This window comes from Cupriavidus sp. WGlv3, assembly GCF_023952475.1.
Lineage (GTDB): Bacteria > Pseudomonadota > Gammaproteobacteria > Burkholderiales > Burkholderiaceae > Cupriavidus > Cupriavidus phytorum.
Genome location: NZ_JALHRX010000018.1, coordinates 42,792 through 58,044, shown reverse-complemented (window position 1 = coordinate 58,044; position 15,253 = coordinate 42,792). Strand labels below are relative to the sequence as shown.

16 protein-coding genes are annotated in these 15,253 nt (G+C 68.6%); 9 read left to right on the top strand and 7 right to left on the bottom strand.

Features of this window, described 5'->3' with window-relative positions; genetic code table 11:
* Nucleotides 1-64: 64 nt before the first annotated feature.
* Both MKD38_RS24215 and MKD38_RS24210 read left to right on the top strand, forming a co-directional pair.
* Nucleotides 65-1,186, top strand: a complete 1,122-nt coding sequence (locus tag MKD38_RS24215) for a site-specific integrase (RefSeq protein WP_252680781.1) — start codon at nt 65-67, stop codon at nt 1,184-1,186.
* 242 nt (nt 1,187-1,428) lie between these two features.
* The gene (locus tag MKD38_RS24210) at nt 1,429-1,854 is read left to right on the top strand and encodes a hypothetical protein (RefSeq protein WP_115700426.1); all 426 of its coding nucleotides are present in this window, start codon (nt 1,429-1,431) and stop codon (nt 1,852-1,854) included.
* A gap of 50 nt (nt 1,855-1,904) precedes the next feature.
* Here the strand turns inward: MKD38_RS24210 and MKD38_RS24205 are convergent, their stop codons facing one another.
* From MKD38_RS24205 to cls, 4 genes are all read right to left on the bottom strand, one after another.
* The gene (locus MKD38_RS24205) at nt 1,905-2,087 is read right to left on the bottom strand and encodes a hypothetical protein (RefSeq protein ID WP_111521592.1); all 183 of its coding nucleotides are present in this window, start codon (nt 2,085-2,087) and stop codon (nt 1,905-1,907) included.
* Between the two features lie 77 nt (nt 2,088-2,164).
* The gene (locus MKD38_RS24200) at nt 2,165-2,485 is read right to left on the bottom strand and encodes a hypothetical protein (protein WP_252680779.1); all 321 of its coding nucleotides are present in this window, start codon (nt 2,483-2,485) and stop codon (nt 2,165-2,167) included.
* Between the two features lie 331 nt (nt 2,486-2,816).
* A complete protein-coding gene (locus MKD38_RS24195; protein WP_252680777.1) occupies nt 2,817-3,461 on the bottom strand; it encodes a TetR/AcrR family transcriptional regulator in 645 nt (214 codons plus the stop codon).
* A 124-nt stretch (nt 3,462-3,585) separates the two neighbouring features.
* Complete coding sequence (gene cls, locus MKD38_RS24190; RefSeq protein ID WP_252680775.1) at nt 3,586-5,022, bottom strand: cardiolipin synthase; 1,437 nt, start codon at nt 5,020-5,022, stop codon at nt 3,586-3,588.
* Between the two features lie 453 nt (nt 5,023-5,475).
* Here cls and MKD38_RS24185 point away from each other — a divergent pair, with 453 nt between their 5' ends.
* Complete coding sequence (locus tag MKD38_RS24185; RefSeq protein ID WP_252680773.1) at nt 5,476-6,213, top strand: response regulator transcription factor; 738 nt, start codon at nt 5,476-5,478, stop codon at nt 6,211-6,213.
* A gap of 6 nt (nt 6,214-6,219) precedes the next feature.
* On the opposite strand, the gene MKD38_RS24180 is transcribed toward MKD38_RS24185, so the two are convergent.
* Complete coding sequence (locus MKD38_RS24180; RefSeq protein ID WP_252680887.1) at nt 6,220-8,070, bottom strand: EAL domain-containing protein; 1,851 nt, start codon at nt 8,068-8,070, stop codon at nt 6,220-6,222.
* A 245-nt stretch (nt 8,071-8,315) separates the two neighbouring features.
* Between MKD38_RS24180 and MKD38_RS24175 the strand changes: the two genes are divergently transcribed.
* From MKD38_RS24175 to MKD38_RS24165, 3 genes are all read left to right on the top strand, one after another.
* Nucleotides 8,316-9,941: a methyl-accepting chemotaxis protein gene (locus MKD38_RS24175; protein WP_252680771.1), complete on the top strand. Its 1,626-nt coding sequence runs from the start codon at nt 8,316-8,318 to the stop codon at nt 9,939-9,941.
* Nucleotides 9,942-10,126: 185 nt separating this feature from the next.
* Nucleotides 10,127-10,723 carry an HAD domain-containing protein gene (locus MKD38_RS24170; RefSeq protein WP_252680769.1) on the top strand — a complete coding sequence of 199 codons (597 nt, stop codon included), beginning with the start codon at nt 10,127-10,129 and terminating at the stop codon, nt 10,721-10,723.
* Nucleotides 10,724-10,905: 182 nt separating this feature from the next.
* On the top strand, nt 10,906-11,274 hold the full coding sequence (locus MKD38_RS24165; protein WP_252680767.1) for a 5-carboxymethyl-2-hydroxymuconate Delta-isomerase: 369 nt from the start codon (nt 10,906-10,908) through the stop codon (nt 11,272-11,274).
* A 247-nt stretch (nt 11,275-11,521) separates the two neighbouring features.
* On the opposite strand, the gene MKD38_RS24160 is transcribed toward MKD38_RS24165, so the two are convergent.
* Entirely contained in the window at nt 11,522-11,980 is a 459-nt protein-coding gene (locus MKD38_RS24160) for an HU family DNA-binding protein (RefSeq protein WP_092317021.1), read from the bottom strand.
* Nucleotides 11,981-12,327: 347 nt separating this feature from the next.
* On the opposite strand from MKD38_RS24160, the gene MKD38_RS24155 reads away from it, so the two are divergent.
* Genes MKD38_RS24155 through MKD38_RS24145 form a run of 3 tightly spaced genes read left to right on the top strand, consistent with a single transcriptional unit; the run spans nt 12,328 to nt 14,737 of the window.
* On the top strand, nt 12,328-12,678 hold the full coding sequence (locus tag MKD38_RS24155) for a PepSY domain-containing protein (protein ID WP_252680765.1): 351 nt from the start codon (nt 12,328-12,330) through the stop codon (nt 12,676-12,678).
* Between the two features lie 16 nt (nt 12,679-12,694).
* Nucleotides 12,695-13,369 (top strand): response regulator transcription factor, encoded by a 675-nt coding sequence (locus tag MKD38_RS24150; protein WP_252680763.1) that lies wholly within the window; start codon nt 12,695-12,697, stop codon nt 13,367-13,369.
* Nucleotides 13,370-14,737 (top strand): sensor histidine kinase, encoded by a 1,368-nt coding sequence (locus MKD38_RS24145; RefSeq protein WP_252680761.1) that lies wholly within the window; start codon nt 13,370-13,372, stop codon nt 14,735-14,737.
* Here the strand turns inward: MKD38_RS24145 and MKD38_RS24140 are convergent, their stop codons facing one another.
* On the bottom strand, nt 14,738-15,235 hold the full coding sequence (locus MKD38_RS24140; protein WP_252680759.1) for an Mpo1 family 2-hydroxy fatty acid dioxygenase: 498 nt from the start codon (nt 15,233-15,235) through the stop codon (nt 14,738-14,740).
* Nucleotides 15,236-15,253 lie beyond the last annotated feature (18 nt).

The following is a 15,253-nucleotide window of genomic DNA, read 5'->3' as shown; positions in this document are numbered from 1 at the left end:
GAATGCTTATCGGCTTTTATTCGCCGCATTGGTATGATATATTACAGCATACATCATATTTAATATGATAAAGATCCGAGACGCCCACGAGGCATACTTCCCACCGATTCCCTCCGATGTCGACTTACCGGCCCCGCTCCGCACGTCCCAACTGGATCCTCTCGCCGAGCAGGCGGCCAACGCGTTGCGCCAGGAAGGCGAATCCCGAAACACGGTGGCAAGCTACCGGTCCGCATTGCGCTACTGGTCTGCCTGGTATGCCCTGCGCTACCGGCAGCCCGTGCGGCTTCCGCTTGCGCCCGCCGTCGTTATCCAGTTCATCGTCGACCACGCCACGCGCCAGACGCCGCAGGGTCCTGTCTGCGAGATGCCCGCGGCGATCGACCAGGCGCTGGTCGCTGACGGATGCAAGGCACGACCCGGCCCGCCCGCGCTGTCCACGCTGACCCACCGGCTCGCGGTCATCGCCAAGGCCCACCAGTTGCAAGGCCTGCCCAACCCCTGCGCCGATGCCGGCGTGCGAGAGCTGATGGCCAGCACCCGGCGCGCCTACGCGCGTCGCGGCCTTCGCCAGGCACGCAAGGCTGCCTTGACGCGCGCGCCGCTGCTGCGCCTGCTCGATACCTGCGATGGCTCGCTGGCCGGGTTGCGCGACCGCGCGCTGCTGCTGTTCGCGTGGGCCAGCGGCGGGCGTCGCCGCTCCGAAGTCGCGCGCGCCACCATGGACAACCTCACCCGCGTGGGGCCCGGGGACTTTGTCTATGTGCTGGGCTGGTCGAAGACCAACCAGTCGGGCAGCGAGCACGCCGATACCGCCAAGCCCGTCACCGGCGCCGCCGGGCAGGCGCTCGAGGCATGGCTGGCCGCAGCGGGGATCGAACACGGCCCGCTGTTTCGCCGCATCCGGCGCGGTGGACATGTGGGAGAAGGCTTGTCGGATGCGGCGGTCAGCCGCATCGTCAAGGCCCGTTGCGCGCTGGCTGGGCTGGACGGCGACTATTCCGCGCATTCGCTGCGCTCGGGCTTTGTCACGGAAGCGGCGGCGCGGCAAGTGCCGCTGGCTGAAACCATGGCCATGACCGGACATGCCAGCGTATCGACGGTGGTCCGTTATTTCCGCGCTGCGGATGCACGGCGCTCGCGCGCGGCCGACCTGCTGGCACCGGATGCCACCGACAGCCCCTGAGCGACTCGCCATGTCCGCCAACCATGCGCCGCGGCCGGCGCAAATACGGGTATTTCGCTAGCCGGCGCCTCTGGCTCGCCCCGCGGGGCCTGCCTATACTGGCAGGCGCGCGGGACAGTGCCGGCACAGGCCGGACGCCGCGCACGGAACATCCGGCAGACAGTCACCGCCGCGCAAGCGCGGGCGGTACAGGCGTGCGACGACGCGCCGCTGCCTGGACCCGATCAAGTGGAAACGCGGAGATGGGCATGCCCAACGAACAATTCCTCGCCACGCAGGAAACGCGCCGCTCCGGGCTGAAGGCCTTGCGCGCGGCCCTGCTGCAGGTTCACAAGGAAGTCATCGGCTATGACCGGGCCCAGTATGAACGCCTGAACGGTCCGATTCCGGCCGGCCTGTTTGTCCAGCTGGTGACTGAAGACAACTACTTCCGCTGGCTCGACCCGCTGTCGCGCCTGATCATCGAGATCGACGAAGAGCTCGAGGCCAAGGAACACCACGACGACACCTGCCGTGCCGTCGGGCGCGCCGCCGAAAAACTCTTCAGCGACGGGGCCGAGCCCGCGTTCCGCAAGCGCTACCAGGAAGCGCTGCAGGACGAGTCCGGCGTCATCGTCGCGCACGGGCGGCTGATGTCCGTCATCGGGCAACTGCGCCAGCTGCCCTAGCGCGCCCGCGCTTCCGGGACGCCCTGGCCCGGACGCCTTATTTCCCCGCTTTACTTGCCCGGCTTCGACTTGCCGGGCCGGCGCGGCACGTCGGTGTCGACCGCGACCGGGTCGCTGGCGGGGAAGGTATCCTTCAGCGCCTCATCCAGTTCGCGCTCGATCAGTTCGTCGCTGGATGGCTGCTGCGCTGGCTTCGTCGGCTGGGGCTGGTGCTTCTGTGCGGGCTTGCTCATGGCGATAAGGCTCCGTTGGCGACCGTGAACCGATGGTAACCCTGGCGGCCCGGCATTGCCATGCGGACGCCCACCCGTCAGTGGCCTCTGCCGCCACCTCCTCTGCCGCCGCCTCGCCCGCCACCATGCCAGCCACCGCGCCCGTGATGGCGATGGCCATGCCAGTGATGACCGCGTCCACCGCCGCCATAGATGAAGGCGAAGCTGCCATAGGCCGGCCACGGACGGTAGTACGGATAGCCGTATGCCGGATACGCGGGATAGGCCGGGTAGGTCTGGTAGTACGGCGTCGACACCGTATAGGCGGGATATGCCGGATACGGGTCGCCGGCATACGGGTACGCAACGCATCCTGCCAGCGCGGTCGCGACGAGGATCACTCCGATTCCGTATTGCATGATGCCCCTCCTCACCGTCAGCGCGCAGCCTGCCAGACCTGGCAGGCACGCAAATTAGACCGCGCAGCCAGCCCTGCATTCCGGTGAACCGCACCAGCCCTACGCGCCGCGCCAAGCCATGGCCGTGCGGGTGCCTATATCGGGACAAAACAAAGACATATTTAAGAAGTGTCCGATATTCAGATGAGAAACAACGGAATACATTGTTCTTGCACCCGACCCTGGGTGCCCGATAGAGCCAGGTTGCCCCCCTTCCTGGCTCCTTACGTTGCCACGATGGTCCCCGCCATCGTGGCATTTTTTTATGGCGCGTTTATGCCGCAATTTCGGGCTACAGACCCTTCTCGACCATCTCGAGCACGCGCTGGCCCAGGATCTCCGCCTGTTCGCTGGCGCGGCTGCGCAGCGGGCCGTCGATCAGCAGGATCGCCAGGCCGTGCACGGCCGACCACGCCAGGTATTCGGCGCCCGGCCGGCGCTCGGCCGGCAGCACCCCCGCCTCCACCAGCTGGTCCAGCGCCGCGCCCAGCAACTGGAACGGGTTCAGGCCGCTGTTGCCCGCCTTGGCCGGGTCGGCGTCGTCCTCGACGTCGTCCGGCACCGAGAACGCGGTGCGGAACAGGCCGGTTTCCGTCAGGGCAAAGCGGAGGTAGCCGGTGCCGACCGCACGCAGGCAGGCGCGCGCATGCGCGGCGGCGCCGCGCCCCGGGCGCAGCCCGCCGATCTCGGCCTCCATCGCGATCGCCAGCGAGGATAGCGCCGAGGCGCGCACCGCCTGCAGCAAGTCTTGCCGGCTGGCGAAATGGCGGTACGCGGCATTGGGCACCACGCCGGCGCGCCGCGTCGCTTCGCGCAGCACGATGGCGTCAGGGCCGCCCTCGCGTGCCAGGGCGATGCCGGCGTCGAGCAGCGCGCGGCGCAGGTCGCCATGGCGGTAGGTCGCCCGTGCGGGCGGTGCGGAGGCTTCCCGGTTCATGCGGGCCTCCCGGAAAACGAATGACAGTTCATGATGTGCAGAGTCTTATAGTGAACAGTGTACACAATCAAACTGTCACAAGCTTGTTGCATCGAGGATGGCAGGGGTGCTGGCAGGCCGCGGCTCAGAGGATTGGCGCGAACAGCGTGGCGACGTGCATCGCCACGCGCAGCGGTGCCGGCGCGGCGAGGAATTCATCCAGCCCGACCCGACGGGCCTGCGCGAAATCGGCCTCGAGCATTGCCGCCACCTGCGCCGCAAAGCCCTCGTCGGCAGTCATCACCATCAGCTCGAAATTGAGCCGGAACGAGCGGTTGTCCAGGTTCGCGGTGCCAATGGCGGCGGCCTCGTCGTCGATCAGGATCACCTTCTGGTGCAGGAAGCCGGGCTGGTAGCGATAGATCTTGATGCCCGCGGCAATGGCCTTGTGGGCGTACAGCGTGGAGGCGGCATAGACCACCAGGTGGTCCGGTCGCGCCGGGATCAGGATGCGCACGTCCACGCCGCGCAGCACCGCCAGCCGCAGCACCGCGAACACGGCCTCGTCCGGAACGAAATACGGCGACGTGATCCACAGCCGGTGGCGCGCCGACTGGATCGCCTCGACAAAGAACAGCGAGCAGGTTTCCTGCGCATCGGCCGGCCCCGACGGCACCACCTGGCAGGTCATGCTTCCGCCCGCCTCTGGCGGCGGCATCAGCAGATGCGGCACCTCGCGCGCGGCCCAGTACCAGTCTTCGGCAAAGGCCATCTGCAAGTCCAGCACGGCGCTGCCGCGCAGCGCGATATGGGTATCGCGCCAGGGCGCCAGCGGCGGACGCTGGCCCAGGTATTCGACGCCGACATTGTGGCCGCCGATGAAGGCTTCGCAGCCGTCGACGACCACCAGCTTGCGGTGGTTGCGAAAATTGAGCTGGAACCGGTTGACGAAACCGCGATGCGTGGAGAACGCCCTCGCCTCGACCCCGGCATCGAGCAGCGTTCGCACGTAGCGGCGCGACATGGCGTGGCAGCCGATGCGGTCGAACAGGAAGTACACCTTGACGCCAGCCTGCGCGCGCTCGCACATCAGCGCCTGCAGGCGCCGGCCGAGCGCATCGTCGTGGACGATGAAAAACTGCACGATCAACACCTGCCGGGCGCGCGCCATCGCCGCGAAGATCGCCTCGAAGGTCTGCTCGCCGTCGATGAGCAGGCGCACATCGTTATTGGCCAGGCAGGGCATGCCGGTCAGCCGCGGCAGCGCGCGCATGCAGGCCTGCACCGGCGCGTGGACCACGCAGGCGCTGCGCGCCTCGCGCTCGCGCGGGGTCATGCCGTGGCGGATTTCGCGCAGCCGGTCGTCGTTGAAGCGGCGCGCGTCGACATAGCCGGCGAAGGTGCTGCGCCCGAAGATCAGGTAAGGCACCAGGGTGAAGTACGGCATCATCAGCAGCGAGCCGGCCCAGGCAATCGCGCCCGGCGCGGTGCGCACCGTCATGACGGCATGCAGCGCGGCCACCACGCCTACGACGTGAAAGGCCAGCACGATGATGGCGATGACACTCGGGCTCTGCAGCATCGGTGGGCTTGTGTCCGCTGACCGGGGTCGCGATGCGCGCTATTTTGGCACAGCACGGTCCGGATGTTGGCGCCCCGCCGTGTGCCGCCAGCCGGAGCTGCCTTCTTTTTTGGCACGCCGATGGCATCACGGTGCCAGGCCGCTGTCAGGGCAGCATGCCCCTGTTTGTCCACAGGAGCTGTGGACAACTTTCGGTAGCGCCCGGCAGCTTGCCGCAACCTCGCGATCGACTCCGCTTCGCTCACGGGTAACGCGAGAATCGACAGATATTTCAGCAATGTCTGATTGTTTTTCGGACCGCACTTTTAATACGCTTTCTGGCTAGGCAACGCGGTGCCATCGAGGTGTCGTGGCCAGGGCTGTCCGACCGCGGCCCCGGCGTTCATTGCCGGCTTTCGCCTTACGGTTCGTATCCTGCCCTGTGGTCCGCCTCCGATGAATATTGCGCTGCTCATGAGCTTTTCGCCCCAACTCCGTACCGTGGCCGAGCTGCTGGAGGGCGCCGGCTTCCGTTGCCGCGTGTTCGAGACCGGCCGCGAGCTGATCCACCGCATCAGCCAGGAGCTGTACGACATGCTGCTGATCGACGATACCCTGCCCGACCTGCCGGCGCTGGAAGTGGTGCGCGCGGTGCGCACCGCGCGCTCGCGCGATGTGCCGATCATCCTGCTGGCTGCCGACAACAGCGAAGACAAGCTGGTCGACGCGCTCGATGCGGGCGCCGACGACTACGTTTGCCGCCCGCTCAATGCGCGCGTGCTGATGGCACGCATCACGGCATTGCGCCGGCGCGTGACCGGCGAGCGCGTGCGCCAGGGTTTGGTGGTGCAGGCCGGTCCCTACCAGCTCAACAGCATGGGTCGCTTCGCCACGCTGCACGGCGAGCGCATCGCCATGACGCCGAAGGAATTCGACCTGGCCATGATGCTGTTCTCGAACGTGGGCCGCGTGCTGGCCGCCGAGCGCATCCAGCAGGCGATCTGGCGCCATGAGCTGCCACCGCTGTCGCGGGCGCTGGCGGGCCTGATCTCGCGGCTGCGCAAGACACTGCGCATCGGCGTGGCCAACGGCATTGTCATCACGGTGGTCTACGCGCACGGCTACCGGCTCGACGTGCTCGAAGAAAGCATCGCGCCCAGGCTGCCGAAGCCGCCGACGCGGACCACCATGCCCGGCCCCTCGGGCAACTGAGCCGCGCTACGCCGGCAGCGTCTCCGCCAAGGCCAGGAAGTCGAGCACGGCCATGCCGTCGGCGGAGCGCTTGGCCTCGCGCTTGGCCGCTGCCGCCGCGGCGCCGATCTGCTGGCTGCCCAGGCGCTGCAGGCCGGCCACGCCCTCGCCGCTGACGCATACCACCCCCACCGCCATCGATACCGGAGGAAAGAACACCGGCCGCCCGTGCCGGTCTTCGCCGTGCATGCCGCCGGCGGCGCGGTCGGGCGGCGCATACATGGCGCGCGCGGCATCGTTGAAGCGCAGGATCGCGGCACGCATGCGCTCGGCCCAGTCGGCGCTCTGGTACAGCACCAGGAAATCGTCGCCGCCCACGTGGCCCAGAAAGTCGCGCGCCGGGTCGCATGCCTCGGCCAGGATCGCGGCCGCGCCCTTGAGCATCTCGTCGCCTTTCCAGTAGCCGTACTTGTCGTTGAACGGCTTGAAGTGGTTCAGGTCGACGTAGCAGGCATGGAACTCGCTGGCGGCCTCGATCAGGCGCTCGATGTGCTGGTTCAGCGGGATATTGCCCGGCAGGAAGGTCAGCGGGTTGGCGTAGCGCGCCGCTTCCATGCGCACCTCGGTGATCGCCCGGATCAGGTCGGCGCCGGTGCCGAGCCCGATATAGCGGCCCTGGTCGGTGATCACGAAGCCGTCAGCGAGCGAGCGCGTGTTCTCGCCCGACAGGATCTGCGCCATGTCCTCCAGGCTGGCACGCTGGTCGAAGCAGGCCGGATCGCGGCTGGCCATGGCGATGCAGGCCTTCTTGCCATAGAGCTCGCGATGGAACGGCGCCGCGTAGCGGTCGATAAACGCCTGGCGGCCAATGATGGCCAGCGGCCGCCCTTCGTCATTGACCACCGCCACGGCTTGCAGCTCGGGCTGGTCCTGGAAGGTGCGCAGCACCGCATCGTTGCTGGCCGAGGGCGATACCGTCGGCGCCGGCCGCAGCAGCCGTCCCGCGGTGACGCCGGACCAGCCCGAGCGCACCATCTGCGGAAACACGGCAATGCGGCGCGACGCCAGCGCCTGACGTACATGCAGCGCGGCCCGCGCCGCCGGTTGCGCCACCGGCCGTCCCACATAATAGCCCTGGGCTCCGGTCACGCCCAGGTCGCGCACCACCGCCAGTTCATCTTCGTCTTCAATGCCTTCGGCAATCACGCGCCCGCCAAAGGCACTCGTCATGCGCAGCAGCGCGCGCAGGATCTCCAGCCGGCGCGAGCACGACGCGATGCCGCGCACCAGCGACTTGTCGATCTTGACGAAATGCGGCGACAGGTGCGCGAGCAAGTCCAGGTTGGCGTGCCCAGTGCCGAAATCGTCCAGCGCGTACTGCATGCCGAGCTCGCGCAACACCGCCATGGCCACGCCAAAGCTGGCGGCATCGCCGATCGGGGTTTGTTCGGTAACCTCGATCACCAGCCGCGACGGTGCAATGCCGGCTTCGAGCAGGGCCGCCATCAGCCGCCCCCGGTCCGCCAGCAGGTGGCGCAAGGTCTGCGGGCTGAAATTGAGGAAGAGCTTGCCGGGCAGGTCGAAGCCGCGCCAGGCAACCTGCGCGGTGCGCGCCGCTTCCACCTCCAGCGCAATGGTGGCGGGAACGCCCTGCGCCAGCCGGAACAGCGCGTCCGGGGCCGCCCACGGCGAGCCCACGGGCCCGCGGAGCAGCGCTTCGTAGCCGAGGATGGCGCCGCTGTCCGCCTGCACGATCGGCTGGAACACGGCGTGCAGCGGCGGCAGGCGCGCCGGGGCAAGCACGGTCCCGCCCGGGGCGACGCTGGCAGCGTGGGGTGCATGGTCGTGCTGGGGCGTGGCGACGGTCAGGCCATTCATAGTGAGCAAGCAGGGGATGGTGCGGAAGCGATCAGGGCGCAGCGCGGCCCACATTGCATGACATCCACATGACAGCACGATGACAGTCCATATTGGAACAATGTCACGTTGACGTCACGTTGATCGACGACGATCCCCTGCGCCGCGGCGACCGTCCCGTACCGAGGACGGCGCGCGCGGCGAATCGGGTCAAGCCCGGGTTGCGCAGGCTGGTCACGCCGGTGCGCCCGTCTGGAGTCCTCTCCGTGTTGCAAGTTTTCAAGACATCCCTGCCCGGCCAGCGTCGGGCAGTTGCCCCCGTGCGCTGGCTGGCGCGGCTGGGCCGCCTGCCGCTGGTGGCGCGCCTGTGCGCCGCCTTTGCCCTGGTCTACCTGTTCGGCGCCGCGGTCGGCCTGACCGGCATCGCCAACCTGGTCTCGATCAAGGCGCGCACCGATACCCTGTACCAGCACGACATGCACGGCGCCATCTCGGCGGAGCGGGCGCAATCGGCACTGGCCGCGCTCGGGCGCGCGCAACTGGCGCTGACCATGGCCACCAGCAGCACCGAGCGCGACGGCGCCGCCGACGAGATCGCGGCAGCGCTGTCGCAACTCGATGCGGCACTGGCCGGCGTGCAGCGAGCCGTCCCGGCCCAGGCGGCGCCACTGCTGCGCGAGCGCCAGCGCGCCAGCGAGCTGGCCCAGGCCTACGTGGCGCTGCTGCGCAAGCAGCCGCTGGATCCGCTGCAGTTCGACAGCGCGGTCTCGGTCGATGGCCATTTCGTTACCGAGCAACTGCAGCGGCTCAGCAGCCAGGTCGAGGCCGTACGCCGCCAACAGGAGCAGCAAGCCGCCGCCACTGTTGCCAGCGTCGCCGCCAGCCAGCTGCGCGCGCAGGCCTGGATGGCGGCCCTGCTCGGCGCCAGCCTGCTCGCCGCCGTCGCGCTGGCGTGGATTGCCGCGCGCAGCCTGCGCGCCGAACTCGGCGGCGAGCCGCGCGATGCCGCCGACATCGCCCGCCGCATTGCCGCCGGCGACCTGACCGCCCCGATCGCGCTGCGCCGCTCGGACCACAGCAGCATGCTGCACCATGTGGCCAGCATGCGTGACCAGCTGGCCGGCGTGCTGGCACGGATCCAGGCCAGCGCCCACGAGGTCACCGCGGCCAGCCAGCAGATCGCGGCGGGCAACCAGGCCCTGTCGGCACGTACCGAGCAACAGGCCAGCGCGCTCGACGCGACCACCGACAGCATGCAGGCGCTGGCAGCGCACGTCGCCGCCGCGCACGCGCAGGCCACCGAATCGAGCGAGATGGCCAGCGCCGCCCGCGCCGCCACCGACGACGGCGCAGCCGTGGTGAAGCGCATGCGCGCCGCCATGGATGCCCTGCACGGCCATTCGCGCCATATCGCCGAGATTGTCGGCGTGATCGAAAGCATCGCGTTCCAGACCAATATCCTGGCGCTGAACGCCGCCGTGGAAGCGGCGCGTGCGGGCCCGGCGGGCCGCGGCTTTGCCGTGGTGGCGCAGGAAGTGCGCGCGCTGGCACAGCGCAGCGCCGAGGCGGCGCGCGAGATCGGCGGCATTGTCGGCAATGCCACGCATGAGATCCAGCAAGGCGCCAGCCTGAGCGGCAGCGTGGTGGCGGCGATGGACCGCATTGCCGCCACGGTGGGCCACAGCCATGCGCTGGCCGAGGGCTTGCGCACGCTAGCGGACGAGCAGGCCGACAGCGTGAAGGGTGCGGGGCAGGCGGCGGCGCAACTGCGCCAGACGGCCCGGCAGAATGCTGCGCTGGTCGACGAACTGGCGGGCCAGGCGGCGCGGCTCGACCAGCAGGCCGCCGCGCTGGCCAGCGACGTGGCGCGCTTTCGTTTCCAGCAGCCGTGACCGGGTAGTCGCGGCCAAGATGTGTCGGGTCGAAACATTTGTCATGACGACGTAACCGGCATTTACGTCTTACGCGACAAAGTTACAGATATGTTGCAACTGAACCAGCCCCGGTAACGTGACAGCCCGGTTGCGGCGAGTAACCTTGCTTCACACCAACTGAACTGGCACCCGCACAGGAAACCATGGCTGAACGACTCATCATGCTGGACGTACCCGGCGTCCTGTACTCCGACCGCTCCCGCGCCCGCCTTGGCGGCCTTCCGGATTCGGGCACGCCGCGCGACGTCAGGTTCTTCGACCCGGTCGCGCTTGGTTTCGTGCGCAGGCTGTTCGGCGTGGCCGGCGCCCGTGTGGTGGTATCCGATGCCTGGCGCCGGGGCACGCCGGCTGCCATCCTGCAACAGCTGGACCTGCAGGTCGAAGCCATGACGCCGCCGGTCGCGGGCGGCCACGGTGCCGAGATCGAAGCGTTTTTCGCCCAGGGCGCGTGCCCGGTGCATTATGTGATCCTGTCCTGCGCCACGGCCGAGTCGATGCCCGAGGCGCTGCGCGAGCATCTGGTCACGGTCGACCCGACCGTGGGCCTGACCCTGGAGAACTTCCGGCTGGCGCTGGATATCCTCGGCGTGGCCTGCCCGTCGACGGTGATGCCGGCGCCCAAGCTAGATGCGGGCCTCAAGGCAAAGCTGGCGCAGCTGCAGCAACTGGCACGGGACAACCCCGCGCGCTTCGGCGGCACGCCGGCACCGGCACGCGAAGTGACGGCCGTCCACGCCTGAGCCGCCGCTGCCATGCAGTCCCCGACGGGGCGCCCACGGGCGCCCCGTTTTGCATCCGACGATCCTGAACGCGCGATGCAAAGGGCCCGGGCTTCGTCGCTCCAGCGTATACCCGTCGCAGTGATCCCGTATCATGCTCGCTGTCGCCGGCCCCATGCCGGAGCTTTGTGCCAGGACCCGCCATGCCTCACCTCGTCATCGAACTGACTGAAAACACCCGCCTGAACTGCTCGCAGGAAGAACTGCTGGATGAGGCCAATGCCGCCCTGCTGGCTTCCGGCCAGTTCCAGGAGGCGGATATCAAGTCGCGCTGCATCACGCTGTCAACCTACCGCCAGGGCATCGATGCCGTCGAGCGGGCCTTTGTCCATGCGCGCCTGTCGATCCTGGACGGGCGCGATACCGCCGTGCGCCAGGCGCTGGCGCAGGCGGTCTGCGATGTGATTGCCGAAGCCGTGCGCTCGGGTGGCGGCAACGGCCAGAATGTGCAGGTGTCAGTGGAAGTGTGCGAGATGGCGCGGGCCACCTATGCCAAGCAATTGGTGGCCTGATCCGCCGCACGGTCGGGCGGCCGCCCAATAAAAAACCCGCGGCCATTGCGGCCGCGGGCGGAAGCTTCAGGAAGACTCCGGAAGCTCTGTCATGGGGAGCGCCCCCGCACCCATGACGTAGTGGATTCTAGGTGGCGGACATGGCCACCGATTTGACCTGGATTAAACGCTGTCGGATTGGTGCCGGCGGCCTTAAAAAAAAAGAGCCGGCAAGCGGCTCCTTTTCTTTCTGGACAACTGGCGCAGATCAGGCTGCGGCGTCCTTCAGCTTCTTCAGCGGACGGACCTTGACCTTGACGCTGGCCGGCTTGGCCGGGAACCAGCGCTCTTCACCGGTGAACGGGTCCTTGCCGAAGCGCTTCTTCTTGGCCGGCACTTGCTGTGCCGTGACCTTCAGCAGGCCGGGCAGCGTAAATTCGCCAGCGCCCTTCTTGTTCAGCGCGCTGACAATGGTGTTTTCCAGGTGGGCCAGCACCGTCTTCACGGTCTTGGCTTCCAGTTCCGTCTGGGCTACCAGGTGAGCGACCAGGCTCGACTTGTTGAAGGTGTCCTTCAGCGGGCGCGCAACGGGCGCAGCGGCGGGAGCAGCCTTCTTGGCCGGCGTGGCCTTCTTGGCGGCAGCCTTCACGGGTGCCTTGGTTGCCGCAGCCTTCTTGGCGGCGGGCTTGGTTGCAGTCTTCGCGGTCGGTTTCGCTTTGGTCGCCATATCGATATTCGTAGGTTGAACAGATGGATGCCGGCAGGTGTTATGCATTGCTTCTGAGCGTTGCGCAATCGCCTGATCGACGCCCACTGAATCATAGCGGAAAGTGCCGTAAGTCAAGGGGTTTTCATGCATGCGACACGCAAAACCCGGTGAAAACCCCGGGTTTTGTCGCGGCTTTGCCTCAGTGCAAGCGCGAAAACGGCCTACGTCCCCCCGTTTTGGCGTGCGCGGCCGCGCCGCCAGGCCTCGCGCGCAACGCTGCGCGCGCCTGCGAACGCTACCGTTCGCGCTCGCATCGAGCGTTCCGTTCAGCCCGCGTTCAGCTGTTTTGATGCAAACTCCGAGCCATGACCCCTTGTTTCCAGGCCCTTCTGCGCCCGCGCGCGCTGGTGGCCGCCGCGCTGCTGGCACTGGCGGCGGTCCCCGCCGCGCGCGCCGACAAGGATGCCGATCGCGCGCGCGCCGCGGTGCAGTCCGGCGAAATCCTGCCGTTGTCGCGCATCCTCGAGACCGTCTCGCGCCAGTACGCCGGCGACGTCATCGGCGTCGAACTCGATCACGACGACGGCATCTGGCAGTACGAGGTCAAGCTGCTGCTGCCCGGCGGCTCGGTGGCCAAGCTCGAATACGATGCACGCACCGCCGCCCTGCTCAAGGCCAAGGGGCGCGGGCTGGAAGGCGCGCGCCGCAAACCCTGACCCGGCAACGACAACCATGCGCATCCTGCTGGTCGAAGATGAAACCGCCCTTGCCGCGCAGGTCCGTGCCAGCCTGGCCGACGCCGGCTATGCCGTCGACACGGCTGCCGATGGCCTGGACGCCTGGCACCTGGGCGCCGAAGAACCCTACGACGCGGTCATCCTTGACCTCGGCCTGCCGCGGCTGGACGGACTCTCGGTGCTGCGCCGCTGGCGCGCCGCGCAGGTCAACGCGCCGGTGCTGATCCTGACTGCGCGCGACAGCTGGACCGAGAAGGTCGAAGGCATCGATGCCGGCGCCGACGACTACCTGGCCAAGCCCTTCCGCATGGAAGAGCTGCTGGCGCGCATCCGGGCGCTGATCCGGCGCGCGCACGGCATGCCCGCGCCGGAACTGCAGTGCGGCCCGGTGCGGATGAATCCCCGCGCCGGCACGGTCATCGTGGACGGCGCGCCGGTGGTGCTGACCGCTCATGAATTCCGCGTGCTGGACTACCTGATGCACCACCCCGGCGCGATCGTCAGCAAGACCGCGCTGACCGAACACATCTACGCGCAGGACTTCGACCGCGACAGCAATACCATCGAGGTCTTCGTCGGCCGCCTGCGGCGCAAGCTCGGCGTCGATGTCATCGAAACCGTGCGCGGCCAGGGCTATCGGCTGCGCCCGCCGTCGCAGGCGCGATCCTAGATGCCGGTGCACCTGCGTCGCTCGCTTGCGTTGCGCCTGCTGGCGGTGGCGGCGATCTGGCTCGCCGCGGCGCTCGGGGTCAGCGGCTGGCTGCTGTCGGCCCTGTTCGAGCGCCACGTCAACCAGACCTATGTGCGCCAGCTCGAGCACCAGCTCGCCAGCCTGGCCGCGGCGCTGGACTGGAGTGCCGAGGGCAAGCTGGTCCTGCACCGCAGTCCCGCCGATCCCCGCTACGAACTGCCCTATTCCGGCGCCTACTGGCAGGCGCGGGCCCCCGGCACGCTGCTGCGCTCGCGCTCGCTGTGGGATACGGAGATGCCGGCGACGGCGCTGCGCCGTATTTCCGATGCGTCCGGTGCCTCGGACGCCTCGGATGGAATCGCCGAGGTGCGCTCCGGTCCGAACCGCCAGTCGCTGCTGGTGGTGTCGCGGCAACTGGTGCTGGCGTCGGCCGATACCCCGGTGGAAATCTCGGTGGCGCTGGACCGCACCGAACTGCGCGCGGCGCGCCGCAGCTTCAACCAGACGCTGGCCTGGTCACTGACGGCGCTGGGACTGGGGCTGATGCTAGCGGTGGCGGCGCAGGTGCGGTTCGGGCTGGCGCCGCTGGCACGGCTGCGGCGCGCGCTCGCCACCATGCAGGCGCGGCGCGAGGCGAGCCTGGGCGGCGCCTGGCCCGCCGAGGTCGAACCGCTGGTGACCGAAATCAATGCCCTGCTGGCACACAATGCGCAGGCGCTGGAGCGCTCGCGCCGCCAGGCCGCCGACCTGGCGCATGCGGTCAAGACCCCGCTGGCGGTGCTGGCCAACGAAGCCGCGGCATTGCCTGGCGCCGCGGCGCTGGCCGTCTCGGGCCAGGTCGAAGCGATGCGGCGCCAGGTGGACCGGCACCTCGCGCGCGCCCGTGCCGCCGGCGCGGCCGGGGCCCGCGGCGAGCGCATCGACGCCGCACCCGCGCTGCGCGAGCTGGCGCGCGCGCTGGCGCGGCTGCATCGTGAACGGGCCCTGGAGCTGACCGTCGACGGTGGCGGGCATTTCGCCGGCGACCGTCAGGACCTGGTCGAGATGCTCGGCAACCTGCTCGACAACGCCTGCCAGTGGGCGCGCACCCGCGTGCGCGCCACGCTGCGCGAGGACGCTGGCGTGCTGGAAATCCTGGTCGAGGACGATGGCGCGGGCATGCCGCCCGAGGCGCGGGCGCTGGCGACCGCGCGCTTTGGCCGGCTCGACGAGGCCGCCGCCGGCAGCGGCCTGGGCCTGGCCATCGTCACGGAAATCGCCGCCCTGTATGACGGCAGCCTGGCGCTGGCATCGAGCCCGCTGGGCGGTCTGGCGGCGTGTCTGCGGCTGCCGGCGGGGCAACCCTGATCAGTGCGCGCGGGCGGCCATGGCATCGCGCGTATCGCGCGCCAGGCCCATTGCAAAGGCCGTCTCGGCAACCAGGAACAGCGGGCCGATCAGCAGCCCGACCAAGTCGTCGACGAAGGCGGGCTTGCGCCCCTCGTAATAGTGGCCGATGAACTGGATCACCCATCCCACCACGAACAGCCCGACGCCGAGCGCGAGCCACCAGCTCGTCGGCATCGCCGCGATATGCGCGCCAGCGTAGAGGAACACCGCGAGGATCAGCGCCATCGCCACGCCGAAGCCCAGCGACAGGCGCAGGTAGAACAGGCACGACAGGATATACAGCAGCATGGCCGGCGTCAGCACGGCGCTGCCATCGCCCAATGCCAGCGCCGGCCGCGCCAGCAGCGTGGTCACGGCCAGCACGATCATCGGGATGCCGATGAAATGCGTGAAGACATTGCGCGGATCGCGATGGTAGGCGGCGTAGTTGGCGAGATGTTCGATCAGGGTTTTCACGGGGCGTCTCCTGGACTG